The organism is Maribacter sp. HTCC2170 (assembly GCF_000153165.2).
GTDB lineage: Bacteria > Bacteroidota > Bacteroidia > Flavobacteriales > Flavobacteriaceae > Maribacter_A.
Window position 1 is genome coordinate 307,501 of record NC_014472.1, and the last position, 25,492, is coordinate 332,992.

The following is a 25,492-nucleotide window of genomic DNA, read 5'->3' on the forward strand; positions in this document are numbered from 1 at the left end:
AGATGGCTGCTCTCTGTACCGGCCATTGTAGCACGTGTGTGGCCCAGGACGTAAGGGCCGTGATGATTTGACGTCATCCCCACCTTCCTCACGGTTTGCACCGGCAGTCCCGTTAGAGTCCCCGACATGACTCGCTGGCAACTAACGGTAGGGGTTGCGCTCGTTATAGGACTTAACCTGACACCTCACGGCACGAGCTGACGACAACCATGCAGCACCTTGCAAATTGCCCGAAGGAAAAGGTATCTCTACCCCTGTCAATATGCATTTAAGCCCTGGTAAGGTTCCTCGCGTATCATCGAATTAAACCACATGCTCCACCGCTTGTGCGGGCCCCCGTCAATTCCTTTGAGTTTCATTCTTGCGAACGTACTCCCCAGGTGGGATACTTATCACTTTCGCTTGGCCGCCCAGAACTTAAAGTCCCGGACAGCTAGTATCCATCGTTTACGGCGTGGACTACCAGGGTATCTAATCCTGTTCGCTCCCCACGCTTTCGTCCATCAGCGTCAGTATATGGTTAGTGACCTGCCTTCGCAATCGGTGTTCTATGTAATATCTATGCATTTCACCGCTACACTACATATTCCAGCCACTTCACCATAACTCAAGACCACCAGTATCAAAGGCAATTCTACGGTTGAGCCGCAGACTTTCACCTCTGACTTAATGGCCCGCCTACGGACCCTTTAAACCCAATAATTCCGGATAACGCTCGGACCCTCCGTATTACCGCGGCTGCTGGCACGGAGTTAGCCGGTCCTTATTCTTACGGTACCGTCAGTAGGGTACACGTACCCTTTTTTCTTCCCGTATAAAAGCAGTTTACAACCCATAGGGCCGTCTTCCTGCACGCGGCATGGCTGGATCAGAGTCTCCTCCATTGTCCAATATTCCTCACTGCTGCCTCCCGTAGGAGTCTGGTCCGTGTCTCAGTACCAGTGTGGGGGATCCCCCTCTCAGGGCCCCTACCCATCGTAGCCATGGTAAGCCGTTACCTTACCATCCAGCTAATGGGACGCATGGTCATCTTTTGCCGCCCGAAGACTTTAACCTTAATATAATGCTATATAAAGGTACCACGGGGCATTAATCCAAGTTTCCCTGGGCTATTCCCCTGCAAAAGGCAGATTCCATACGCGGTGCGCACCCGTGCGCCGGTCGTCAGCAGAGTGCAAGCACTCCCTGTTACCCCTCGACTTGCATGTGTTAGGCCTGCCGCTAGCGTTCATCCTGAGCCAGGATCAAACTCTTCATCGTTGATTCTTATATAATTTAAGCATCCAACTCCCTGAAAAATCACACGATCCCGTCTCTCGATTCAAATTCTTATAATACATGACCCTCTCGGATCATATACGCTGTCTTTACAATATTCCAATGAACTTCAAAAATATGACCGAAAACAATCCCGGCCATCCGCTAAAAAAACACCTCTAACTAAACTGCTAATCACAGCCCCTGTGTCCCAAAGCGGGTGCAAATATAAGATGGTTTTTTAAATTGCAACTATAATTGTCCACTTTTTTAAAACTTTTTTTTAGTCAATTTCACAAACCCTTATTCCATAAGGCCTTAAAGGAAAATAAATTTTAAAAAAGGGTATTAAATTTAATACATTTTATCGATCCATGCAAGATTTGACTATCGATTTTTTCAAGTAAAAACAATAGTCACATCTTCGGACAGTGATAAGACATATAATGAATAACCCAACTTGGTATTTTGCAAGTGTCCAGTATTGTCCTAAAAACATACCCATATATATTGCCTGCCTAATCACAAGATACTATCTTTGCAAACTTATTATCATTAAAGAAGCATGATCAAGATTACTTTACCAGATGGAACCGTCAAAGAGTACAGCAAAGGCAGTACAGCAATGGATATCGCTAAAAGCATAAGTGAAGGCCTTGCAAGGAATGTTATTTCAGCAAAATTCAATGACACCATAATTGAAACCGTCACTCCAATAATCGAAGATGGTTCTTTAACCTTGTTTACATGGAACAACGACGAAGGTAAAAAGGCTTTTTGGCATTCTTCTTCCCATATTGTGGCACAGGCATTGGAGGAACTGTTCCCAGGAGCCAAACTAACGATTGGTCCTGCAATTGAAAACGGCTTCTACTATGATGTGGACTTTGGTGAGCATACTGTCTCTGATAAGGATTTTCCTGCCATTGAGAAGAAAGCACTCGAAATCGCAAGAGGAAAACATGATTTTAAAATGCGGTCTGTAAGCAAGCAAGAAGCATTGGAAAAATACAAATCCCAAAAAAATGAATTTAAGGTTGAGCTTATCGAAAACCTTGAAGATGGCACCATTACCTTTTGTGACCACGATACCTTTACCGATTTATGTAGAGGAGGTCATATTCCAAATACGGGAATTGTAAAGGCTATTAAGATACTGAGTGTTGCCGGTGCATATTGGCGAGGTGATGAAAAGAACAAACAACTAACAAGGGTTTACGGTATTTCTTTCCCTAAGCAAAAAGAACTTACAGCTTATCTTCAACTTTTAGAGGAAGCAAAAAAAAGGGACCATAGAAAGCTAGGAAAAGAGTTAGAGTTATTTACCTTTTCGCAAAAAGTTGGTCAAGGTCTTCCATTATGGTTGCCTAAGGGCGCTGCCCTTAGGGAGCGCTTGGAACAGTTTCTTAAAAAAGCACAAAAGAAAGCTGGGTACGAAATGGTGGTCACTCCGCATATTGGACAAAAGGAACTATATGTTACTTCTGGTCATTATGCCAAATATGGTGAGGATAGTTTTCAACCTATTCACACCCCAAAAGATGATGAAGAGTTTTTATTGAAACCAATGAATTGTCCACATCATTGCGAAATATACAATTCCAGACCATTTAGTTATAGAGAATTACCCAAACGATATGCTGAATTTGGTACCGTTTATAGGTATGAGCAAAGTGGAGAGCTACATGGTTTAACCCGAGTTCGTGGTTTTACTCAGGATGACGCACACATTTTCTGTACCCCGGACCAACTTGATCAAGAGTTTAAAGATGTAATAGATCTATCATTATATGTACTAAGCTCATTAGGTTTTGAAAACTTTAAAGCTCAAGTATCTGTTCGGGATTTGGATACTCCAGAAAAATATATCGGTTCTGTCGAAAATTGGGAGAAAGCAGAAAACGCCATTATCAATGCTGCTAAGGAAAAAGGATTGGATTTTGTGGTTGAAAGTGGTGAAGCTGCGTTTTATGGGCCAAAACTAGATTTCATGGTCAAGGATGCACTTGGAAGAAATTGGCAATTAGGAACCATTCAGGTTGACTACAATCTTCCTGAAAGGTTTGACTTAACATACAAAGGCAGTGATAATGAGTCACATAGACCAGTAATGATTCACAGAGCACCCTTTGGAAGTATGGAAAGATTTGTGGCACTATTATTGGAACATACAGGCGGAAACTTCCCTTTATGGCTGATACCAGAACAGGCTATTATACTGCCTGTAAGTGAGAAACATGAAAAATATGCGGAAAAAGTTTTAAATTCCTTGGAAAATAACGAAATTCGCGCCCTCATTGATAACAGGAACGAAACTGTTGGGAAGAAAATACGGGAAGCAGAGATGGGTAAATTACCATTTATGCTGATTGTAGGAGAAAGTGAAGAAGAGAACAACACTATAGCCGTGCGAAGGCACGGAGGTGAAGATATTGGTTCTATAAATGTTCAAGCCTTCGTTGACTTGGTCACTAAAGAAATAAATAGTACCTTAAAGTCGTTTTAAAATTTGAAGTTTAATTAAAAAAATTTAGTCATAGCAATACGAAAAAGATTTAGGCCCCAACCTAGAAGGGAAAATAAAAACCCACACAAAATCAATGAAAGAATCATTTCACCCAACGTACGATTGGTGGGTGATAATGTTGAAGTAGGTGTTTATACATTGCCACAAGCAATGGCCAAAGCAGAGGAAATTGGTTTGGATTTGGTAGAAATTTCACCAAAGGCTGATCCCCCTGTCTGTAAAATAATTGATTATAAGAAATTTCTCTACGAGCAAAAAAAGCGTGAGAAAATTATGAAAGCGAAAGCTTCCAAAGTTGTAGTCAAAGAGATTAGATTTGGCCCAAACACAGATGACCATGATTATCAATTTAAAAAGAAACATGCTGAGAAGTTTCTTAAAGATGGGGCCAAATTAAAAGCCTATGTTTTCTTTAAAGGACGCTCAATTGTTTATAAGGACCAAGGTGAAATATTGTTGTTGAAACTTGCCTCAGAATTGGAAGAATTAGGTAAAGTTGAACAAATGCCAAAATTAGAGGGTAAGCGAATGACAATGTTCATTGCCCCTAAAACGAAGAAATAAACGAACGTAGTTCGATTATATAAAATACTGAGCGCTGCTAGTCATTTGATAAGCAGCGTTTAGCATGAAAAGTGAGATAAATATAAATAGGAAAAAATGCCTAAACAAAAAACAAAATCCAGTGCTAAAAAGCGTTTTAAGCTTACAGGTACAGGAAAAATCAAAAGAAAGCACGCTTTTAAGAGCCACATTCTTACGAAGAAGTCTAAAAAGCGAAAGCTAGCGTTAACACATTCTGGATTGGTACACGATGCAGATGTTAACAGCATTAAAGAACAATTACGTTTAAAATAATTGTCCTTTACGGTAATTAATCATTAACCCTGGAGTTAGGCCAAAGAATTAAAAAGAGTCGATTTTTCGACCGCCTACTACAAAAACAATTAAAATTATGCCAAGATCAGTAAATGCAGTTGCTTCAAGAGCTAGAAGAAAAAAAGTGATGAAGCAAGCCAAAGGTTACTTTGGAAGACGTAAAAACGTTTGGACAGTAGCCAAAAACGCGGTTGAAAAAGCAATGTTATATGCTTATAGAGATCGTAGAAACAAAAAAAGAACTTTCCGCGCCTTATGGATTACCCGTATAAATGCAGGAGCAAGATTGCACGGAATGTCTTATTCACAATTTATGGGAAAAGTAAAAGCTAATAATATCGAATTGAACCGTAAGGTTTTAGCAGATTTGGCCATGAACCACCCAGATGCTTTTAAAGCAATTGTAGATAAAGTAAAATAGATTTAAAAACATATCTCACTAAAAAAATCCGATTCATTGAATCGGATTTTTTTATGCTCGTTATTAACTCAAGCCTCCTTGATTTTTTCAACTGCGGTTTTGAACTCTGACCAATCAATCAAGTCATCCCCGGATTTATCATATCCATCGATAAGCTTGGAGCCAACGATTCCTCTAATGAAACCATTTATCTCAGCTTGTTTTAACAACTTTACTATTTCACTTTTCTTGAGTTTACCGTCACTGTCAGCATCAAAAAAGGAAAACGCGTCCTCCGGTGTTTCAAAATGGTTTGTAATCAAGATTTGAATTTTGTTCAGAATAGATTCTTTTGTAGCCATGGTTATATGTTTTACCTAAAGTTATAAAAAAATAGTTCTTTCAATTCCCATTAGTCTCCAAAAGCGGTTATGACCAAGTTCCTGCCTGAAGCATTATTCCTGTGCTCACATAAATAAATTCCTTGCCATATACCCATATTCAACCTTCCTTGGGTAATGGGTATCTGAATGGAAGAACCCATTAATGACGATTTTATATGGGCCGGCATATCATCAGGACCTTCATAAGTATGAATATAATACGGGGAATTCTCAGGAACCATTTTATTCATATGGTTCTCGAAATCAACTCGAACAGTTGGATCTGCATTTTCATTGATCGTCAAACTAGCGGATGTGTGTTTTATGAAGACCTGTAGCATTCCCTTACTCAAGGATTTTATTTCAGGAATATCCTCCAAAATCTCATTTGTAATCAGATGAAAACCTCGAGAAAAAGCTTTTAGTCGAATTTCCTTTTGAATAAATTTCATTTTTATTTACACTTAGCATTAGTTATGGTAATATAAAGTTTATGTATTTAATTCTTGTTATTACCTTCATTCAAATACCTTTGCAACTTATATTTTTTCTGAATGGATTTATCTCATATAAAAATGGTAGTGACGGATATGGACGGTACGCTACTGAACTCACAACACAAAGTTAGTGACCGTTTTTTTTCTCAATTTCAAGAGCTTAAAAAAAGGGGTATCCATTTTGTTGCCGCAAGCGGAAGACAATACCATAGTATAGTCGATAAGCTTGATAGTATTAAGAAGGACATACTCGTAATAGCAGAGAATGGGGCCTTGGTCAAAGATCAAGACAAAGAATTATTGGTAACTCCCCTTGAAAGTCATCTAAAAAATGATCTCCTTCAATGTATTGACAGAATAGATGGTGCTCACGCTATGCTTTGTGGCAAATACAATGCCTATTTTGATGGAAGTTCAACCCCATTTCTTGAAGAGTTAAAAGAATATTATTCAAGCTTTGAAATTCATGATAGTTTGCATGCGATAACCGATGAGATAATAAAAATCGCCGTTTATCATAATGAATGCGCTGAAGAACATGTTTATCCTGCAATGAAAAACTTTGAAAATCAAGTTATTGTAAAGGTATCAGGTCAAAATTGGTTGGATTTGAACCATTCAAATGCTAACAAGGGGCATGCCTTAAAACAGGTCCAAGATCGTCTTGGTGTTTTAAAAGAAGAAACCATCGTTTTTGGTGACTACAACAATGATTTAGAAATGTTGGCTATGTCTGACTTTAGCTTTGCCATGAAAAACGCTCACCCCAACGTGAAGGAAGTTGCAAACTACCAGACTGAAAGTAATGACAATTTTGGAGTTGAATTAATCTTGGACAAATTACTGAATCAATAATTAGTCAAGTTTTTTGTTTCTTTTTTCTTGCCGCAGGAAATAATACGTTATTTAAAATTAGACGATACCCGGGGGACGTAGGGTGCAATTCCAACTCGGTTTTTGGGTCTCCTACCCTATGTTGGTAATCCTCCGGATCATGCCCACCATAAAAAGTAAAAAAGCCTTTTCCCTTTATACCATGAATGTATCGTGCTTCCCCATTTATTTTGTTTTCACCCAAGACTAGAACCGTTGGTTTAATCTCTTGTCTAGTAAATGAAGTTGTCTGCCCCATAAAACCCTTGACCAATGACGTATGGTTTTGACATAGCATCGTAGGCACAGGATCCCATTTCGCAGAAAAATCCATTAAAGAAAAATAATCCGATTCTTTGGGAACCTCTCCCCTTTTAGTCGTCATATCTATTGATGAAAATTCATAACGTAAAGGATTCCTTTCCAGTGTGAAATCACTAAAGGCAAATGTCTTATTATAATCTAACTTGCTTTGATAATTGGCATCAGAAGGATCATAATCGAACATCGGCTCACAAATATCTACACCATCTGCAGCAAGAGCAATATCAAAGCTATCGGTAGCGGAACACATCGCGAACATAAAACCACCTCCGATTACATAATTTCTGATTTTTAAAGCTACATCTCTCTTTTCTTCAGAAACTTTATCATAACCCAGTTTGTTCGCCAAAGCCTCTGCTTCTTTTTTACCATTGATATACCAAGGTGTGGCCCTGTATGCACCATAGAATTTACCATATTGCCCGGTAAAATCCTCATGATGTAGATGTAACCAGTCATATAAAACCAGTTTATCATCCAAAACCTCTTCGTCGTAAACGGTTACATAGGGTATCTCTGCATAGGTCAAAACCATCGTCACAGCATCATCCCATGGTTGATTTGTTTTAGGGGTATACACAGCAATTTTTGGTGCCTTTTCCAAAATAACAGCTTCCTGATTTTGGGAAGGACTACTTATATTGTCCAAAATACTTTGTGCCTGATTATCAGAAAGGATTTCAAAAGAAACACCCCGTATCTGACATTCTTTACGGATACGCTCCCCATCTGGAAGTAAAAAAGAACCTCCCCTATAATTCAATAACCAATGTACTTTTTGCTGTTTGGTCAATACCCAAAAAGTAATACCATAAGCTTTGAGATGATTCTTTTGGCCTTCAGCATCCATAGGAATTAAAATTGAGGAAGCTGAAGAAAATTGAAATGAAAATATGGTGATTAAAAGCGTAATAAGAAAACTCCTCAAGTACAAGGGTTCAGATAATCTAATTAATATTTTAAAAGGGTACGTCGTTATCATCAGGGTTTAAGTCATCATTCATTGAACTACCAAAGGCCTCATTCGCATTGGGTAGATTTTTGGTCAAAAACGGATTCTCATCTTCTGCATTCATTTTCGATTGAAATTCAAAAGGTGAGTCAAAGTCATCCAAATTATCAAACTTACCTTGATTACCAATGAACTTTAACCTAATATTCTCTAAACCGCCATTTCTGTGTTTAGCAACAATAAACTCTGCTTGACCTTGTGTAGGAGTGCGTTCTTCATCATCCCATTCGTCAATTTTATAGTACTCTGGTCGATAAATGAAAGACACTATATCAGCATCCTGTTCAATAGCACCAGATTCCCTAAGGTCAGAGAGAATGGGTCTTTTACTACCACCACGTGTTTCAACCGCTCTTGATAACTGAGAAAGTGCAATAACGGGGACATTCAATTCTTTTGCGAGGGCCTTTAAGTTTCTAGAAATTGTAGATATTTCCTGTTCACGATTCCCTCCTTTTTGACTTCCACCTGCGGTCATCAACTGCAGATAATCGATCATAATCACTTTAATGCCATGCTGCGATGCCAAACGTCTGGCTTTTGCTCTAAGGTCAAAAATAGACAAGGAAGGTGTATCATCTATGAATAAAGGTGCTTTTTCAAGGGTTTTGACCTTCACATTCAATTGCTCCCATTCGTGTTTTTCAAGTTTTCCTGTTCTTAATTTTTCTGAAGAAAGTCCGGTTTCAGAAGAAATTAATCTTGTAATTAACTGTACTGATGACATTTCACATGAGAAGAACGCGACTGGCACATTATTATTTACAGCCATGTTTCGCGCCATTGAAAGCGTAAGAGCTGTTTTACCCATTCCAGGTCGTGCAGCCACAATGATCAAATCACTAGGTTGCCAACCGGATGTTAACTTATCTACCTTATCAAAACCAGAAGGTATACCACTTAATCCTTCTTTATTTGCAATTTCCTCTATTCTTTTTTTCGCTTGAATAACAAGATTCTGAGCGGTTTCGGCAGAACGTTTCAGATTCCCTTGGGTTACGTCATACAGTTTTGACTCAGCTGCATCCAATAAATCAAATACATCGGTACCTTCATCGTATGCCTCTTCTATTATTTCATTGGAAATTTTGATTAGACTTCGTTGAATGTACTTCTGAAGAATAATACGCGCGTGAAATTCAATATGAGCCGAAGAGGCCACCTTTTGGGTTAGTTTTATAAGATAAAAATCCCCCCCAACGGCTTCTAACTTTCCATCCTTCTTTAATTGAGAAGAAACGGTTAATAAATCCACTGGTTCCGAGGTTTCAAACAATTTAAAAATCGCCTCGTAAATAAATCTATGGGCATCTTTATAAAAAACTTCGGGATGTAAGATATCTATTACTTCGTCGACCCCTTTTTTATCAATCATCATTGCACCAAGCACAACATCCTCTAAATCAACAGCTTGTGGAGGTATTTTACCTCTCTCAAGGTTAATTATAGTGGATTTGTCAATCTTACGACCAATAAGTGGCTTGGGTTTTTCCATGGACACGAAAATATGTAATTAACCTAAGGTTAACACGAATTCAGTTACTAACTATATCAACGGTTGATTAACAAATGAACTGTTGATAAGTTACAAAATCTGTTGATAACAGAAAAAAAAGGTGAATTAAAAAATCGAAAATTGGGTGAGCTTACTAAAAACGCCGATTAACCATTAAAAACGCCCATATTGGCATATTTTTCCATGCGTAATTTAACCAGTTCTTTTGGTGATAACTTTTCCAATTCCTGATAATGGGCCGTAATTTTGTTTTTTACGATTTCGAAAGTTTTATCTCGATTACTATGTGCACCTCCAGCCGGTTCACGAACAATTTCATCAATCAGTTTTAACTTTTTCATATCAGGAGCAGTAAGTTTTAAGGAATCAGCTGCCTGTTCCTTATATTCCCAACTTCTCCATAATATAGAGGAACAAGACTCAGGTGATATCACTGAGTACCATGTATTTTCTAACATCAACACACGGTCACCTACACCTATTCCCAATGCACCTCCTGATGCTCCTTCTCCGATAATGGTAACTATGATTGGCACTTTAAGACGGGTCATTTCCAAAATATTTCTGGCTATGGCTTCTCCTTGACCACGTTCTTCCGCTTCGATACCTGGATATGCTCCCGGAGTGTCAATCAAACAAATTACAGGAATACCAAATTTTTCGGCAGATTTCATTAGACGTAGAGCCTTTCTATATCCTTCTGGATTTGCCATTCCAAAATTTCGATACTGTCTTGTTTTCGTATTATAACCTTTCTGTTGACCAATGAACATATAGCTCTGATCACCTATTTTACCCAGACCACCTATCATGGCCTTATCATCTTTTACATTACGATCACCATGCAACTCCAAAAAAGTATCACCGCAAATAGCATTGATATAATCCAAGGTATATGGCCTATTGGGGTGTCTTGAAAGCTGAACACGTTGCCAAGCAGTCAAGTTTTTATAAATATCCTTTCTTGTTTCGGTTAATTTCTTTTCGATTTGCTTACAAGTTTCGCTAACATCAACATCGCTTTCTTCTCCGATGATCATACATTTATCTAGCTGGTCTTCAAGCTCCTTAATCGGAAGTTCAAAATCTAAATATTCCATGAGATGGGTAGGTTTGTTAGTTTGATTGGACAAATATAAAATAATATAAGGTAACCCTATCCCCTAGGCATTTTTTTTAGCGTTCAATTGTTTTAAAACACCATTGGCGATTACCGTTATTATAATTATCAAGGCTCCCACATAAAACAAAGGTGTCATCTTTTCATCTTCGCCGAGGATCAAAAAAGCAAGGACAATACCATAAACAGGTTCCATGTTCAAAGTTAAAACTACCGTATAAGGAGTTATATAACGCATAACCTTTACCGATGCTATAAAAGCATAAGCCGTACAAATTGAAGCAAGCACCCCAATAAAAATCCAATCTGAAGTTGACAATGTGAAAAACTCCAATGAAAAACTATCCTGAAAGGCTAGAAAAATGGTCAAAAAAAGAACACCGATTCCTAACTCATAGAAAGATATTACCGAGGGTTTTTGATGCATGGCCAATTTACCGTTTATCAAAGTAAAGATGACAGACAGGAATGCAGAAATCAACGCTAGGACTATGCCATACAAATATTGGGTTTCTACCCGAAAAATAATATAAAGTCCTAAAATAACTATTAGGCCAAATACAATTTCATAGAGAATAATTTTTCTACCATACCAAATTGGTTCTAAAATCGCAGTGAAAAATGCACCAATTGACATTGTGGCCAAGGTTACCGATACATTGGAGACCTTTATTGCCTTAAAAAAAGTCACCCAATGTAAGGCAATAGTGATTCCTCCCACTATCATCCATATCAACGCCTTTTTTGAAATCTTGAGCGGGAATCTTTTATAGGTAATGAACAAAAAAATGAGAAGCGTCGCGATCAACATTCGATACCAAACCAAAGGTAAAGCCTCTATCGTTATCAACTTACCCAACACAGCAGTAAAGCCCCAAATAAAAACTATGAAATGAAGATGTAAATAATTCTTGAGTTTAACGCTTGGCATTTTGTAATAGGTAAAATGCTAAAACACCAAAAACAACATTAGGAATGATTACGGCCAATAAAGGTGAAAAACCAGCCTGTTCTGCTAAAGTGCCAAAGACTTTGTCAAAAAAGATATATATAAAAGCAACTCCGATACCAAACGCTAGGTTTATTCCCATACCTCCACGCCGCTTAACCGATGACACTGCCACAGCAATAATTGTTAGGATGAATGCCGTTAACGGCAGCGCCCATCTTCTATATTTTACAAGAACATAATTGTTGATGTTAGATGCACCTTTTCTTCTTTGATTCTCTATAAATCTATTTAATTCGAAAAGATTTTTTGTTTCAGCTATGTAAGAAACAGGAGTAAGATCATCTATTTTAAAAGTAAACAAGGTGTCTAACCTATTCTTTGTTTCAATGATTGCCGAATCGCCAACCATCTTTCGCTTTTTATATTTAGTCAAGCGATAAGTACTATCCTTTTCGATCCAACGGATACTATTGGCCGAAATTTTAAAATCCAAGGTGTTATCCTCATTGAATCTTTCAAATGTAAATTGGTTTGCATTTTGTCTTGCTGGATCAAAACTCTTTACATAGATAAAATCGCTCTCATTAAGCTGATTGAATATGTTACTTGTTACTCGGTCTTGTTTACCTTTTTTCAGGTATTTGAATTTAAACTCATTATAACCTATACTGGCATTGGGAACAATGAACATGGCCATTACCAACATAATCAGTGCCACAATCGATGCACCAATCAAATATGGTCGGAGAAAACGGTTATAGGATACTCCTGAACTTAAAATAGCAACAATCTCTGTGTTACTTGCTAATTTTGAAGTAAAAAATATTATTGATAAAAACAGAAAAATAGGAAATAGTAAGCTTCCTATATAGATTGTGAAATTAACGTAATAGATAATAATCTCATTGGTAGGTGCATCATTGTCTATCATCTTGCCAATCTGCTCAGCAAGATTGGCCATTATCCCAATTGGGATGAACAACAAAAGCATCACTGCAAAAGTGACCAAATACCTTTTTAATATGTATTTGTCTATTATACTCAATTTTATAGCCTTTTATCCATTTGTTTAACCATAACATTTTTCCATTGGGTAAAATCTCCCGTCAAAATATGCTTTCTCGCTTCGCGCGTCAACCAAAGATAAAACCCAAGGTTATGAATCGTGGCAATTTGTTTCCCCAAATATTCATTGGCCGCAAATAAATGGCGTAAATACGCCTTGGAATATTCACGGTCGACAAAAGTGGTACCCATTTCATCAATAGGAGAAAAATTATCTTCCCACTTTTTATTCTTAATGTTTATTGTGCCATGAGCAGTAAAAAGCATACCGTTTCTGGCATTTCTAGTTGGCATAACACAGTCGAACATATCTATACCCAAAGCTATATTTTCCAAAATATTAATTGGAGTACCAACCCCCATCAAATACCTTGGCTTGTCCTCTGGTAGTATTTCACAAACCACTTCGGTCATTGCATACATTTCCTCAGCTGGCTCTCCTACAGACAACCCTCCTATGGCATTACCCTCTGCTCCTGCATTGGCAATATATTCAGCTGATTGTTTTCTTAAATCCTTATAGGTAGACCCCTGCACGATTGGGAAAAAAGTTTGTGAATAATCGTAAGTGAAAGGTGTTTTTTCTAGGTGCGACATACAACGATCCAACCACCTATGAGTCATATGCATTGAACGTTTGGCGTAATTATAATCACAAGGATAAGGCGTGCATTCATCAAACGCCATTATAATATCGGCCCCTATGACACGCTGAATTTCCATTACGTTTTCAGGTGTGAACATATGCATGGACCCATCAATATGTGATTTGAATTTTACACCTTCTTCTTTAATTTTTCTGTTCGCAGATAAAGAATATACTTGATAGCCACCGCTATCTGTCAAAATATTCCTATCCCATCCCATAAACTTGTGCAACCCACCAGCTTGCTGCAAAATTTGGGTTTTGGGCCGAAGAAATAAATGATATGTGTTTCCAAGAATTATATCAGGATTAATCTCCTCTTTCAATTCTTTTTGATGCACTCCCTTGACGGATGCAACAGTACCGACTGGCATAAAAATCGGAGTTTCTATAACTCCATGATCAGTTACCATTTTCCCTGCTCGTGCGCTACTCTGTGCGTCTGTATGTTCTAGTGTAAATTGCAAATCTTAGTTTAAAGTGGCAAATATAATCAACTGCCATGCATAAAATCCTTAACAAAAAAATAAAGTTCTGAGTTTTTACATATAAAAACCAATGATGTTCAATGCGGTTGTATTGCGAGTATACTTACTGTAAACCATTATTAATCTATGAAATTGATGAATTAACTGTAACAATAAACGATTTCATGCATCGTTTTGAATATAAAGGTCACAAATTGAACTTGGTATCGTTTTTGATACCTAGAGAATACTAAAATGAACACATTATGAAAAAAACAATTTTATTGGCAGTATTTGCTATGGTAAGCCTAGCTGCAACCGCACAATCCGGGACAGGATTCGGTATTAAAGGTGGATTGAATTATAATGCGAATGGCGACTATTTTGATGCCGCTGAAGATGCTATTAAAGATCCAAGCCGGAACATTGGCTATCATATTGGTCTTTGGGGCAAAATAGGGAACAGACTGTATGTTCGTCCAGAATTGGTTTACACAAAAACAAAGTCTGATTACGATGGAGATACTTTCGACATGAGTAAATTGGATGTACCTGTTTTGGTGGGTACTAAAATAATTGGGCCCTTACATGTTTTTGCCGGACCAGCTTTTCAATATATCCTAGAATCTGAATTTGATGGTATAAGCAGCAATAAAATTGAAAATGATTTTACTGTTGGTTTGAATATTGGTGCTGGTGTAAATCTTGGCAAACTAGGCGTTGACGTCAGATACGAAAGAGGATTCAGCAATAATGAAGCAGATTTTATCAGCGGTAATGTCACCGAACTAAACCCTAATAGAGTTGATACGAGACCTGATCAGTTGATTGTTAGTTTATCTGTAAAGTTCTAATCAAAATAACTTATAAATAAAAAGGCCCAGGAGAAATTATCTTCAGGGCCTTTTTTTATTCACTTGTAAAAATTAGCTATCGCTGTCTAAATGGTCAGAAATACCATCACCATCGGTATCTCTAAAGGTAACATTGCCCTCATTATCAATATCAATCTCATCTATTGTAGGAATACCATCGGCATCATCATCACTATCATTATGATTGGGCAAAAATATTCTTTCGGTATCCTGATCTGTATTATCATTATTTAAATTTCCATCTCCATCCAAATCTTCTAAAATTGAAGGTATTCCATCCCCGTCAAAATCAGTATTTGCTTCAAAAGACAGCAAATCAATTTTAAATACAAGTGGGGTGTAACTTGCAATTCCTGAACCTGATGGTGCTCTATCAAAATATCCCAATCCAGAAGGAATAAAAACAGCTCCTATACCATAACCCTCAAAAGACACAGTACCATCACCATTTTCAAAGGGTCCAGTTCCCGGACTTAAATATTCAACTCCGTTACCATAACCTCTAACCGTAGATGAAAGGTATAGTCTAGCCTCCACATTTACTGAAGCGTCAAATGCAGTACCATCAATTAATGTGCCTTCATAATGCAAAACCGTATAATCCCCTATTGTTGGGTGTTCCTCAACCTCACCTTCACGAACAACTAAAGTGTATAATGTATGACTTACCTCCTCATCATCATCTCTTCCAAAATCAGACGATTTTACCGTGATAACTTCAGTTTTTAAGTTATCAGTCATATCAATAATGGGCGTTTTACCCGCGTTGTCACCAGCAATAGTATCGAATTTGATTTTATAGTCAAAATCAGTAGGTGGGTTATCGAACTCTTCGTAATTGTAAAAGTGGGTTTGCAGATATTCTTTGATTTCAGCATCATCCTCTATGGCGGTCTCGCTTAAAGATTGAGGGGGTACTACCTCAATATCTAACTTATCATCATCTTTTTTACAGGACCAAGTCAGTGCAAATACTAAAACAAGTAAAAATAAATCTTTCTTTTTCATCAAATAGCAATTAAAGGCCGCAAGATACAATTTTCCGTATTTTTGCTTAGCTACTTAACAAAGATTTTTGATTGTTTATGCGGATTGATAAATACTTATGGCATACCCGTTATTTTAAGACAAGGAATATTGCTTCAACTGCCTGTAAAAAAGGGCAAGTGAAAATAAATGGCCAAGTTGCAAAACCAGCTCGGGAAATATACCCTACCGACCAAATAGTTGTTCGAAAGAACCAAATCAATTATCAATTTACGGTTTTGGACATTCCTAAAAACAGGGTTGGCGCAAAATTGGTGGATATTTATCGAAAAGATACCACTCCTAAGGAAGCTTTTGAGAATGAAGAATTATTAAAATATTCAAAATCATATTATCGTAAAAGAGGCACCGGAAGACCAACCAAAAAGGACCGTAGAGAAATAGATGGGTTTTTGGGTGATGAGGAAGAATAAAGCAATGCTGTGATTTAATTAACATATCCTAGGTTATCTATACCCATTACCGATAAACGCTAAAACTTCTTGTTTATCTTTTTTTTGCTTGTTTAGTGTTAATTTTTGTAGGAAATTTAGGGTAGAGATTTTAAAGAATATAAAATCCACCTTCCAAACAGTTCTAGATTTATGAAAAAAGCATCTTTTTATCAATACTCCATTAAAACACAAGTACTTTTTAATTTTCTATTCATCATCCTGTTTACCCTCTTCTCTTCCTTTTCAAACCGGAACAATGATTATTATTCAAATGAAAAAATATACATTCAATTTGATAAACCCAATTATTACGCAGGGGAAGATATCTGGTTCAAAACGTATCTGTTGGATGCCGCAACACATACCCCAAAAACCTGGAGTAAAGTAACTTATGTAGAATTGATAAATCCTCGTAATGAGATAATAGAGACAAAAACCATCAAAATCACAGATGGCGGTGGCGAAGGAAATTTTGAATTATCGCCTGACCTTATCAGTGGTGAATACACGGTTAGGGCCTATACCAATTATATGCGGAATTTTGATTCAGCTTATTTCTTTAGAAAAAAGGTTTACATAAAAGCCCTAAAATCCGACGGAACGATAAATAAAGTGCCGGATGCAAACATAGTGGATAAAGCAAAACCCGATATACAGTTTTTCCCTGAGGGCGGTTATCTGGTAAACGGATTTTTGAATAGAGTAGGATTTAAAGCGGTTGGTGTAAACGGCGAAGGTATTGCTATTGAAGGAACAATTACTGATAACGCAAGTAAGGAAATATTGGAATTAAAAACCTCTAAATTCGGAATGGGTGTGTTTGAGTTTATTCCTAAACCAGACAGTTCCTATAAACTGAACATTGTTCACGAAGGGGTTAAATTAATTTACGACCTTCCGATTGGTATAGGGCATGGTACAGTTATGCAGGTAACCGAACACGACAAAGACTTTAGAATCACTTTACAATCTTCACTGAATAATGGGTTGAAAAATTTTAGCCTTTTGGGTACACAAAGAGAAGGGGCTGTTATTAGGGTTAAATTAAAAGGTGCCAAGAGCAAGTCGGTAATTAAAGTGCCAAAAAGAATTCTGGAGCAAGGGATAGTCCAGTTCACCCTATTCGATAATAACAAAAAACCCATAAGCGAACGCTTATCGTTCTATGAAACCGACAAAGCGAGTGTTAATGTAAGTATTAAGCCTTCTAAAAAAGAATATGGAAAGCGAGAATTGGTGAAATTAGAAATCCATATAGACTCTATTATACAAGAAAAAGTGCAACCCAATATGTCAATCGCTGTTACAGATATGTCAGCTATTGAACCGGATCCATTTGGTTTGGGTATAAAATCACAACTCTTACTAAAGTCTGAGCTTAAGGGTAACATAGAGAAACCTGGTTATTACTTTAATTCGGATGACCCTGATAGAAAAAGAAATCTTGATATATTGATGATGACCCAAGGGTGGAGGAAATTCATAACTAATGACACGTTAAATGACCCGTCAAAACCAATCTTTTTCGCTGAAACCGGTATTAGCTTAAGCGGGCAGATAAAAAACTTTTACAATCATAATAAATCGGCCATTGCCGAAGTTTCACTTACTTATGATAATAGCAAAGAATTGGTACATGAAGTCATGCTGACAGATAACAATGGGCAATTTGCTTTTAATAACTTAAATTTTTTGGATACAACTTCTGTTATCATCCAAGCAAAAAAAATAAAAAACACGGAACAAAGAAAAAGAGCCAAAAACCCAATTATGAATTTTCATATAGAAATGGATTCGTTCGTTGCGCCTGAAATCACATTAAAACAAAAACAGCGCCCAGAGGGGTTTTCAAGAGGGCCGAAGAATATAGCTACAGCGTATCTTGAATCCTTATATCAAATGCCAAAAGGAACCATTGAATTGGATGAAGTGGTTCTTGAAGAAGTTATTACTGATAGAAATAGTCAATACAAGAAAAAAAGATCATTATCACTATATAAAGAACCATCGCATACTATAGATTTTAAGGACATTAAAGGTTTGCCATATGACAATTGGCTTATAGGACTTGTGGGTAGGATACCAGGATATTCTGCAAGCGGCACATTAAGAGGAAACATTTCATTGGGAAATAGTTTACCACTGTATCTTTTAGATGGTATGCCTGTTGAGGATGTTGACGATATAGCTTTTTTGGATATTGATTTTATTGATATAGTAAAAGGTCCTAGAGCGGCGATTTATGGATTACGTGCAGGTGGTGGTGTAATAGCCATATATACAAAGGATGGTTCTGAAAAACCAAATACAGCGGAAGACTATAAAAAAAGAGGTATTGTTAGTTTTGAACATCCGGGGTACCAAGCCAAAAAATTCTATGAGCCCGTTTATAAAACCCAAAAAAAAGAAGATACCAAATCTGATTATAGATCAACCATATATTGGAACCCTACAATTAGATTGGACGAACAGAATAAGGCCAACATTTCTTTTTACACCTCTGATGTAACATCACCTTATCAGATAGTGTTGGAAGGAATCTCATTGGATGGGGAAATTATTAGCGCTGTAACTTATTTAAATTTACCATAAGATTGAGTTACTTACAGCAACTCATATAATACGTAAGAACTACAGCTTGGTAAAAAACAGTTCTTTATCTTTGGAAAGTAATTCAAGAACCATGCAGAACAAAATACTGTCCCATCAAGAGATACAGCATAAAACCCGTAGAATAGCTTATCAAATTTATGAAGCCAATGTAGACGAGAAAGAAATAGTCATTGCAGGAATTGAAGGTGGCGGTCTCAACTTTGCAAAAAAAATACAACGTGTACTAAAAGATATAACTGATGCGGAAATAACCTTATGCAAGGTTAGCATGAACAAAAAAAATCCGTTGGAAGGTGAGGTGAAAACTTCAATTCCTGTTGATGATTACAAAAACAAATCTGTAGTCCTGGTAGATGATGTTCTTAATTCCGGCACCACCTTGATTTATGGTGTCCACCACTTCTTAATTACACCGCTAAAACAATTGAAAACAGCGGTTTTGGTCAATAGAAATCATAAAAAATATCCTGTAAAGGCAGATTATAAAGGAATTTCTTTGTCAACATCACTTCAAGAACATGTTCACGTAAAGTTTCAAGCAAAAAATGATTTGGTCTATCTAGACTAATAACCCTTCTATTTCAGAACGTATTTCATCCGCCTTTTTTTCATCGCAAAAGATGCTGTTATTGGCTTTGGAATAAAAATAACTACGTTCAAACAAGTGTTTGCCAATGAACTCAGGCAACTCCTCATCAGGAATATTGGTTATCAATGGTCTATGTTCTTTTTCCAAAACCAATCTATCAATAAGTCTGCTAATTGAGACTTTCAAATAAAACACATTACTGGTTGCCTCAAGCATTGCAGACATATTCTCGCCATAACAAGGGGTACCACCACCTGTAGCAAGTATAAAATTATCTTTATTGGCCAGTATTTGTTTCAAGTATTCAAATTCTTTTTTTCTAAAATAGATTTCCCCCTTTGATTCAAAAATCATTGGAATTTTCATTTGCTCGTTTGATTCTATAAAATCATCAAGATCAATGAAATCATAATTCAGCTCATTGGCCAACAATCTACCAATCGTAGATTTACCACTACCCATATACCCAACCAAAACTATTTTCACCGCGCTATATTTATGTAAAAATGAACTATTTATAATTTGAATTCAAAGAAAACTAAAATTTCTATAAAAATAGGCTTGTTAAATAAATTATTGATCTTATATTTGCAGCCGCTAAGATGAAAGCTTAGTATTGAAATTATGACCTGGTAGCTCAGTTGGTAGAGCATCTCCCTTTTAAGGAGAGGGTCCTGGGTTCGAGCCCCAGCCAGGTCACTATCAAACGGAAAATCCCTGTCAGAATTGACAGGGATTTTTGTTTTTGAAGAAAGGCCGAGCTTGCTGCAGGTTTTGGACAGAAACAAAAATTTGGCATCTGTTAGGATGAAGGGGATTTTCCATTTGCAGGACGAGATCGCTGGGTCAAACGAGCTGAGCAAAGTTAATCCCAGCTAGGTCACTTTTTAAATACTTGATTATCAATAAGCTAGCAAATTTTATAATTGCTAGCTTTTTTTATACAATTGATTTTCAATTACTTACAGCTTTTAATATTTTCCATTTCAGTTAAAGCGCACGAAACCCCAAAGTATTGGGTTTGGGGTTGTTTCCCAGACCTAATTTATGAAGCACTTTTGACTGTAACAAAGTGGAGGGCAATGTGCTGAGCAGGTTTTAAATGTCCAGTCCACTTGGAATTTCATAAAACTTAAGGTTATAGTGCTCCATCAAAGGGTAAATAACGAGAATACTAAAAGCAAACAAGGAAATAACTTTTTATCAGAAGGAGATATTCAAAAGTTGTGGTATGAAAATAGTTGTTAGGACAATTTCTAAGCTATCAAAAACTTAATTACCTTGTATGGCTGAAACCAAACTAAAACATAAATGACCCTTTCCCCTTGGGATATTGGAATTGTAATTGCTTATGTTGTCGGTGTTCTATTACTCGGATTTTACCTTTCCAAAAAATCATCAAAAAATCTAGAATCCTATTTCCTTGGAGGAAATGAACTCCCTTGGTACTATCTCGGATTGAGTAATGCCTCGGGGATGTTTGATATTTCTGGAACCATGTGGAGCGTAGGTATTCTTTTTGTTTACGGATTAAAAAGTGCATGGTTACCTTGGCTATGGCCCGTCTGGAATCAAGTTTTCGTATTTGTATATCTTGCCATTTGGATGCGCCGGTCTAATGTCATGACGGGGGCTGAATGGATTACATTTCGTTTTGGTGACGGTAAAGGGGCAAAACTTTCACACATAATCATTGTCATTTTTGCAGTCATAAGCGTTCTCGGGTTTATTGCTTATTTCTTTGAAGGTATTGGCAAGTATTGCACCTCTATACTTCCATGGGATATGGCTTTTGAGTTTCTTGGCTATAAAGTTTCTTCAGCTCGAAGTTACGCCTTGATCATTTGCGGACTCACATCTTTATATACTGTCAAAGGTGGAATGCATAGCGTGGTGGCCACCGAAGTTATGCAATTCGTCATCATGACCTTTGCCTGCGTTGGTGTTGGTATCGTGGCTTATAATATGGTTACTGCGGAACAGATTGCAAGTGTCGTTCCCGAAACTTGGGGTAAACTCTCATTTGGTTGGAAACTCGATCTCGACTGGAGTAATTCGGCCTTTCCGCAAGTGAACAATAAAATAGCATCCGACGGATTTGACCTTTTCGGAATACTCTTTATTTTGATGGTATTAAAAGGTGTTTTTGCCTCTATAGCCGGTCCGGTTCCAAGCTACGATATGCAACGTGTTTTGGCAACCAAAACTCCTGTAGAAGCTGCAAAAATGAGTTTTTTGACGGTTTGTGTTTTATACATTCCCCGATATTTTATGATTATTGGTTTTGCTGTTTTAGCTTTGGTTTATCTAGGTCCTGAATTATTGGCTATGGGTGATAACATCGATTTTGAACAAGTTCTGCCAATGGCCATTAACAAATTTTTACCAGTTGGTCTAAAAGGCTTAATGCTGGCAGGATTTCTTGCGGCCTTTATGGGCACCTTCGCTGCTTTTGTGAATTCCGCTCCAGCCTATATCGTTAATGATATTTATAAGAAATACATCAACCCTGGTGCTCCCGACAAGAAATTAGTACAGTTAAGTATTGTTTCCTCGTTGTTCTTGGTAATGGTAGGAATTATTTTTGGCTTTAACGCTGGCTCCTTAAATACTCTGATTTTATGGTTGAGTTCTTCCCTTTATGGAGGGTATGTAGCGGCTAATGTTTTAAAATGGATTTGGTGGCGATTTTCAGGAAATGGTTATTTCTGGGGAATGCTTTTCGGATTAATCGCATCTACGGTGAAGTTTATCTTCTTTCCTAATTATGTAGATATTTTTGTGTTTCCATTAATTTTTGCTTTCGCTTTACTAGGCTGTATAATAGGAACCTTTTTAGAACCATTACCCAACAGAGAACAAGTCAAAAAATTCTATAAGCAGACCAAACCATGGGGTTTCTGGGGGCCTATTAAAAAAGAAGTTACGGCAGAAGACCCTAGCTTTGTACCTAACTTAGATTTTAAACGCGATACCTTCAACGTAATCGTCGGAATTATTTGGCAAATGGCACAGGTGGTCATTCCCATCTATTTTATGCTACGTCAAAATACCGAAATGTTAATTTGGAGTGGTATATTAATTTTAACTAGTGTATTACTAAAAAAATACTGGTGGGATAATCTGAAAGAAATTGATACTTAAATGCAAATAACAGGAACTTTTTTAGACGAGATCAGCCACGATATTCCCCATCAAAATTGGGGTGAAAAAGAATGGGATATTGATTTTCAGCATATGAAAAAGATGGGCATCGACACTGTCATTTTAATTCGTTCTGGCTATCGAAAATTTCTAACATATCCTTCAAAATATTTGGTAAATATGCAAGGGTGTTTTAAGCCTCCCGTTGATTTACTGAAATTATATTTGGAGTTGTCAGAAAAGTATGGAATGATGTTTTATTTTGGCACTTACGATAGTGGTAAGTATTGGGACACCGGTGACATGAGACATGAAATTGACCTAAATCTTCAGGTCATTGAAGAAGTTTATAAAAACTATGGACATTTCAAAAGTTTTGGTGGCTGGTATATGAGTTTGGAGTTAAGTCGAAAGACCAAAGGTGCTGTTGAATCTATAGCAAAGCTTGGTAATCATTGTAAGGCAATTAGCAATGGTTTACCTGTATTGATTTCTCCATGGATGGATGGAAAAAAAGCCGTATTGGCCAGAACAGGTCAAATCACAAAAGAGTCGTTCATAACTTTCAAAGAACATGAAGCTGAATGGGATGAAATATTCGATGGTATCAAAAATAGTATCGATATTGTGGCATTTCAAGATGGTCATGTAGATTTTAATGAATTAGAAGAATACTTGACTATCAACAAATCCCTAGCTGATAAATACGCATTGCAGTCTTGGACAAACTCGGAGTCTTTTGACAGAGATATGCCTATCAAATTTCTCCCTATTAAATGGGAAAAACTTCTGCTAAAACTAGAGGCTGCAAAACGGGCAGGCTGTGAAAAAGCCATCACCTTTGAGTTTTCCCATTTTATGAGTCCGCAGTCGGCTTATTTACAGGCTGGACATTTATATAATAGATACATGGAACACTTTCAAAAATGAAATGATGATAAATCAGTTCAAACTCCTTTTTATTGTATTCCTTTCGCTGCCTCTTGCCCATGCTCAAAACCAAGTGGATGTTCTAATCATTGGCGGTGGAGCCGGAGGAACATCAGCAGGCATTCAGGCTGCTCGAATGGGGATAAATGTTCAAATTATTGAGGCTACACCATGGCTCGGTGGTATGTTGACTTCTGCGGGGGTTTCTGCAATCGACGGCAACCATGAAATGCCATCTGGCATTTGGGGTGAGTTTCAGCAAAAATTAAGAGACTATTATGGCGGAGAAAAAGCATTGGCCACCGGCTGGGTAAGTCATACACTTTTTGAGCCATCGATTGGGAATAGATTACTTAAAGAAATGGCCGATGAACCCAATCTTGAAATTGCTTTTAACGCGATTTATAGAGATGTTCAAAAAGATGGTGAGGGGTGGCTAGTCACCTACAAACAAAAAGAAAAATGGTATACTACTAAAACCAAAATCTTAATCGATGCAACAGAAATTGGAGAACTGCTTCCCTTAGTCGAAGCAGACTTTCGTTTGGGAATGGATTCCAGAGAGGATACCGGCGAAAAAGAGGCTCCTGAAACTGCCAATACCATTGTTCAAGATTTGACGTACGTTTTAATCCTTGAGGATGTTTCAAAAGATTCCAACTTACGTAGGAACAAAGGTCTAGTTAAGAAACCTAAAAACTATAATCCAGAAGCCTACGAATGTGCTTGTAAACGCGAAAATGGGGAGATGTTCGGAGGAGTCTCAAACTGTCGGCAAATGTTAGATTATGGGAAACTTCCCAATGATAAATACATGATAAACTGGCCAAATTGCGGGAATGATTTTTATCTGAATTGGCCAGAACTTACTACCAGTCAAAGGAAAGAAAAACTTAATGAAGCTAAGTCCTTTACCCAAGGTTTTATCTATTATATTCAAAACGAATTGGGTTTCAAAAACCTAAGGGTAGCCGAAGAATTCCCGACAAAAGATAACCTGCCTATGATTCCTTATGATAGGGAAGCAAGAAGGGTAAAGGGAAAAACATTTTTGATAGTAGATCATTTGGAAAGGCCTTATGACTTCAACCTCTACAAAACAGGAATAGCGGTTGGCGATTACCCAATTGACCATCATCATGATAAAAATCCAAATGCTCCCAGAATCGATTTTATCAATATCAAAGTACCAAGTTATAACATTCCTTTAGGGAGTTTGATTCCTAATAAAACGGAGAATTTTATCGTGGCCGAAAAGAATATTAGCGTTTCAAATATTGTTAATGGCACAACCCGTCTACAGCCTGTTATTTTAGGTATAGGTCAAGCAGCAGGGGCTTTGGCGGCAACTGCCATTAAAGAAAATGAAATACCTTCCGAAATTTCGATTAGAAAAGTGCAAAATGCTTTATTGGAAAGCAATGCGTATCTCATGCCTTTTATTGATGTTAAAAAAGAAGATTCTGCATTTGAAGCTATGCAACGTATAGGTGCAACTGGAGTTTTAAAGGGGTATGGAATTCCATATAAATGGGCCAATCAGACTTGGTTTTATCCAGATCAAGTAGTATCTGAATATGAATTGAAAAATGGGTTGCTACCCTATTATCCCGAATTAGAATTAATTCATGCTTCAGGAGCTCCAGCTACACCTAATTTTATTAATTCTTTAGTGGAAAAAGCGAATTCCGATTCCTCCTTAATGCTCATCAAAGGCGATTGGAAATCATGGGGAATCGACCAAGATTATAGTGATTCAATTTCTTTAAATAGAAGATCCGTTAGTATATTAATCGATAAAATTTTAAACCCTTTTGTAATGGAAGTCAATTTTTATGGAAACTTAAAACAAGACAAGCTAAAGAAAAATTAGTTTAAACAAAGGTGGAATTGCTGAAAGGGTAAGACTACAGCTAACAGCGTAAAAACCCCGAATTTTAGA

At 37.2% G+C, this 25,492-nt stretch carries 22 protein-coding genes, 1 tRNA gene and 1 rRNA gene (1 of these 24 cut by a window edge); 13 read left to right on the forward strand and 11 right to left on the reverse strand.

The features are described 5' to 3' along the window. Positions 1 to 1,260, reverse strand: a 16S ribosomal RNA gene (locus FB2170_RS01380) (it extends 269 nt beyond the left edge of the window). 562 nt (positions 1,261 to 1,822) lie between these two features. Here FB2170_RS01380 and thrS point away from each other — a divergent pair. From thrS to rplT, 4 genes are all read left to right on the forward strand, one after another. Beyond that, entirely contained in the window at positions 1,823 to 3,763 is a 1,941-nt protein-coding gene (gene thrS, locus FB2170_RS01385) for a threonine--tRNA ligase (protein ID WP_013304699.1), read from the forward strand. Positions 3,764 to 3,793: 30 nt separating this feature from the next. Next, positions 3,794 to 4,348 (forward strand): translation initiation factor IF-3, encoded by a 555-nt coding sequence (gene infC / locus FB2170_RS01390; protein WP_083802944.1) that lies wholly within the window; start codon positions 3,794 to 3,796, stop codon positions 4,346 to 4,348. A gap of 96 nt (positions 4,349 to 4,444) precedes the next feature. After that, the gene (gene rpmI / locus FB2170_RS01395; RefSeq protein WP_013304701.1) at positions 4,445 to 4,642 is read left to right on the forward strand and encodes a 50S ribosomal protein L35; all 198 of its coding nucleotides are present in this window, start codon (positions 4,445 to 4,447) and stop codon (positions 4,640 to 4,642) included. A 97-nt stretch (positions 4,643 to 4,739) separates the two neighbouring features. After that, complete coding sequence (rplT, locus tag FB2170_RS01400; RefSeq protein ID WP_013304702.1) at positions 4,740 to 5,084, forward strand: 50S ribosomal protein L20; 345 nt, start codon at positions 4,740 to 4,742, stop codon at positions 5,082 to 5,084. Between the two features lie 68 nt (positions 5,085 to 5,152). Here the strand turns inward: rplT and FB2170_RS01405 are convergent, their stop codons facing one another. Together FB2170_RS01405 and FB2170_RS01410 are read right to left on the reverse strand one after the other, a co-directional pair. Further along, positions 5,153 to 5,425 carry an EF-hand domain-containing protein gene (locus tag FB2170_RS01405; RefSeq protein WP_013304703.1) on the reverse strand — a complete coding sequence of 91 codons (273 nt, stop codon included), beginning with the start codon at positions 5,423 to 5,425 and terminating at the stop codon, positions 5,153 to 5,155. A 50-nt stretch (positions 5,426 to 5,475) separates the two neighbouring features. Next, positions 5,476 to 5,898, reverse strand: coding sequence for a secondary thiamine-phosphate synthase enzyme YjbQ (locus tag FB2170_RS01410; protein WP_013304704.1), 423 nt, complete (start codon positions 5,896 to 5,898; stop codon positions 5,476 to 5,478). 102 nt (positions 5,899 to 6,000) lie between these two features. On the opposite strand from FB2170_RS01410, the gene FB2170_RS01415 reads away from it, so the two are divergent. Then, positions 6,001 to 6,798: an HAD family hydrolase gene (locus FB2170_RS01415; RefSeq protein ID WP_013304705.1), complete on the forward strand. Its 798-nt coding sequence runs from the start codon at positions 6,001 to 6,003 to the stop codon at positions 6,796 to 6,798. Positions 6,799 to 6,802: 4 nt separating this feature from the next. On the opposite strand, the gene FB2170_RS01420 is transcribed toward FB2170_RS01415, so the two are convergent. From FB2170_RS01420 to tgt, 6 genes are all read right to left on the reverse strand, one after another. Next, on the reverse strand, positions 6,803 to 7,990 hold the full coding sequence (locus FB2170_RS01420) for an asparagine synthetase B (RefSeq protein WP_237701148.1): 1,188 nt from the start codon (positions 7,988 to 7,990) through the stop codon (positions 6,803 to 6,805). Positions 7,991 to 8,099: 109 nt separating this feature from the next. Continuing rightward, the gene (gene dnaB / locus FB2170_RS01425; protein WP_013304707.1) at positions 8,100 to 9,647 is read right to left on the reverse strand and encodes a replicative DNA helicase; all 1,548 of its coding nucleotides are present in this window, start codon (positions 9,645 to 9,647) and stop codon (positions 8,100 to 8,102) included. A 167-nt stretch (positions 9,648 to 9,814) separates the two neighbouring features. Beyond that, a complete protein-coding gene (locus tag FB2170_RS01430) occupies positions 9,815 to 10,768 on the reverse strand; it encodes an acetyl-CoA carboxylase carboxyltransferase subunit alpha (protein ID WP_013304708.1) in 954 nt (317 codons plus the stop codon). A 63-nt stretch (positions 10,769 to 10,831) separates the two neighbouring features. Beyond that, the gene (locus tag FB2170_RS01435; RefSeq protein WP_013304709.1) at positions 10,832 to 11,719 is read right to left on the reverse strand and encodes a DMT family transporter; all 888 of its coding nucleotides are present in this window, start codon (positions 11,717 to 11,719) and stop codon (positions 10,832 to 10,834) included. Beyond that, complete coding sequence (locus FB2170_RS01440; RefSeq protein ID WP_041632629.1) at positions 11,706 to 12,785, reverse strand: LptF/LptG family permease; 1,080 nt, start codon at positions 12,783 to 12,785, stop codon at positions 11,706 to 11,708. Before FB2170_RS01440 ends, FB2170_RS01435 begins: the two co-directional genes overlap by 14 nt. Before the next feature lie 2 nt (positions 12,786 to 12,787). Then, entirely contained in the window at positions 12,788 to 13,918 is a 1,131-nt protein-coding gene (gene tgt / locus FB2170_RS01445) for a tRNA guanosine(34) transglycosylase Tgt (RefSeq protein WP_041632630.1), read from the reverse strand. Between the two features lie 266 nt (positions 13,919 to 14,184). Between tgt and FB2170_RS01450 the strand changes: the two genes are divergently transcribed. Beyond that, positions 14,185 to 14,772, forward strand: coding sequence for a porin family protein (locus FB2170_RS01450; protein ID WP_013304712.1), 588 nt, complete (start codon positions 14,185 to 14,187; stop codon positions 14,770 to 14,772). A gap of 72 nt (positions 14,773 to 14,844) precedes the next feature. Here FB2170_RS01450 and FB2170_RS01455 read toward each other — a convergent pair whose 3' ends face one another. Next, entirely contained in the window at positions 14,845 to 15,801 is a 957-nt protein-coding gene (locus FB2170_RS01455) for an FKBP-type peptidyl-prolyl cis-trans isomerase (protein WP_013304713.1), read from the reverse strand. A gap of 77 nt (positions 15,802 to 15,878) precedes the next feature. Between FB2170_RS01455 and FB2170_RS01460 the strand changes: the two genes are divergently transcribed. From FB2170_RS01460 to FB2170_RS01470, 3 genes are all read left to right on the forward strand, one after another. Beyond that, positions 15,879 to 16,253: an RNA-binding S4 domain-containing protein gene (locus tag FB2170_RS01460; RefSeq protein WP_013304714.1), complete on the forward strand. Its 375-nt coding sequence runs from the start codon at positions 15,879 to 15,881 to the stop codon at positions 16,251 to 16,253. 171 nt (positions 16,254 to 16,424) lie between these two features. Continuing rightward, the gene (locus FB2170_RS01465) at positions 16,425 to 18,866 is read left to right on the forward strand and encodes a TonB-dependent receptor plug domain-containing protein (protein ID WP_013304715.1); all 2,442 of its coding nucleotides are present in this window, start codon (positions 16,425 to 16,427) and stop codon (positions 18,864 to 18,866) included. A gap of 91 nt (positions 18,867 to 18,957) precedes the next feature. After that, positions 18,958 to 19,455, forward strand: coding sequence for a phosphoribosyltransferase family protein (locus tag FB2170_RS01470; RefSeq protein WP_041632631.1), 498 nt, complete (start codon positions 18,958 to 18,960; stop codon positions 19,453 to 19,455). On the opposite strand, the gene FB2170_RS01475 is transcribed toward FB2170_RS01470, so the two are convergent. Then, positions 19,447 to 19,962: a shikimate kinase gene (locus tag FB2170_RS01475; RefSeq protein WP_148232037.1), complete on the reverse strand. Its 516-nt coding sequence runs from the start codon at positions 19,960 to 19,962 to the stop codon at positions 19,447 to 19,449. The genes FB2170_RS01470 and FB2170_RS01475 overlap by 9 nt on opposite strands. A 140-nt stretch (positions 19,963 to 20,102) precedes the next feature. On the opposite strand from FB2170_RS01475, the gene FB2170_RS01480 reads away from it, so the two are divergent. The 4 genes from FB2170_RS01480 (at position 20,103) to FB2170_RS01500 (ending at position 25,423) form a co-directional block, all read left to right on the forward strand. Beyond that, a tRNA-Lys gene (locus FB2170_RS01480) sits at positions 20,103 to 20,175 on the forward strand. A 612-nt stretch (positions 20,176 to 20,787) separates the two neighbouring features. Next, the gene (locus FB2170_RS01490; protein WP_013304718.1) at positions 20,788 to 22,620 is read left to right on the forward strand and encodes a sodium:solute symporter family protein; all 1,833 of its coding nucleotides are present in this window, start codon (positions 20,788 to 20,790) and stop codon (positions 22,618 to 22,620) included. Continuing rightward, the gene (locus FB2170_RS01495; RefSeq protein ID WP_013304719.1) at positions 22,621 to 23,550 is read left to right on the forward strand and encodes a DUF4434 domain-containing protein; all 930 of its coding nucleotides are present in this window, start codon (positions 22,621 to 22,623) and stop codon (positions 23,548 to 23,550) included. It abuts the gene before it with no gap. A 4-nt stretch (positions 23,551 to 23,554) separates the two neighbouring features. Continuing rightward, positions 23,555 to 25,423, forward strand: coding sequence for an FAD-dependent oxidoreductase (locus FB2170_RS01500; RefSeq protein WP_202795951.1), 1,869 nt, complete (start codon positions 23,555 to 23,557; stop codon positions 25,421 to 25,423). Positions 25,424 to 25,492: the final 69 nt, after the last annotated feature.

Bases quoted from the DNA above. Each gene is read 5' to 3' on its own strand.
- FB2170_RS01430 (WP_013304708.1), bottom strand. From the start codon at position 10,768: ATGGAATATTTAGATTTTGAACTTCCGATTAAGGAGCTTGAAGACCAG.
- FB2170_RS01410 (WP_013304704.1), bottom strand. From the start codon at position 5,898: ATGAAATTTATTCAAAAGGAAATTCGACTAAAAGCTTTTTCTCGAGGT.
- dnaB (WP_013304707.1), bottom strand. From the start codon at position 9,647: ATGGAAAAACCCAAGCCACTTATTGGTCGTAAGATTGACAAATCCACT.
- FB2170_RS01500 (WP_202795951.1), top strand. From the start codon at position 23,555: ATGATAAATCAGTTCAAACTCCTTTTTATTGTATTCCTTTCGCTGCCT.
- FB2170_RS01420 (WP_237701148.1), bottom strand. From the start codon at position 7,990: ATGGATGCTGAAGGCCAAAAGAATCATCTCAAAGCTTATGGTATTACT.
- FB2170_RS01465 (WP_013304715.1), top strand. From the start codon at position 16,425: ATGAAAAAAGCATCTTTTTATCAATACTCCATTAAAACACAAGTACTT.
- FB2170_RS01495 (WP_013304719.1), top strand. From the start codon at position 22,621: ATGCAAATAACAGGAACTTTTTTAGACGAGATCAGCCACGATATTCCC.
- FB2170_RS01490 (WP_013304718.1), top strand. From the start codon at position 20,788: ATGACCCTTTCCCCTTGGGATATTGGAATTGTAATTGCTTATGTTGTC.
- thrS (WP_013304699.1), top strand. From the start codon at position 1,823: ATGATCAAGATTACTTTACCAGATGGAACCGTCAAAGAGTACAGCAAA.
- FB2170_RS01455 (WP_013304713.1), bottom strand. From the start codon at position 15,801: ATGAAAAAGAAAGATTTATTTTTACTTGTTTTAGTATTTGCACTGACT.
- FB2170_RS01460 (WP_013304714.1), top strand. From the start codon at position 15,879: ATGCGGATTGATAAATACTTATGGCATACCCGTTATTTTAAGACAAGG.
- rpmI (WP_013304701.1), top strand. From the start codon at position 4,445: ATGCCTAAACAAAAAACAAAATCCAGTGCTAAAAAGCGTTTTAAGCTT.
- FB2170_RS01405 (WP_013304703.1), bottom strand. From the start codon at position 5,425: ATGGCTACAAAAGAATCTATTCTGAACAAAATTCAAATCTTGATTACA.
- FB2170_RS01470 (WP_041632631.1), top strand. From the start codon at position 18,958: ATGCAGAACAAAATACTGTCCCATCAAGAGATACAGCATAAAACCCGT.
- FB2170_RS01415 (WP_013304705.1), top strand. From the start codon at position 6,001: ATGGATTTATCTCATATAAAAATGGTAGTGACGGATATGGACGGTACG.
- rplT (WP_013304702.1), top strand. From the start codon at position 4,740: ATGCCAAGATCAGTAAATGCAGTTGCTTCAAGAGCTAGAAGAAAAAAA.
- FB2170_RS01435 (WP_013304709.1), bottom strand. From the start codon at position 11,719: ATGCCAAGCGTTAAACTCAAGAATTATTTACATCTTCATTTCATAGTT.
- FB2170_RS01450 (WP_013304712.1), top strand. From the start codon at position 14,185: ATGAAAAAAACAATTTTATTGGCAGTATTTGCTATGGTAAGCCTAGCT.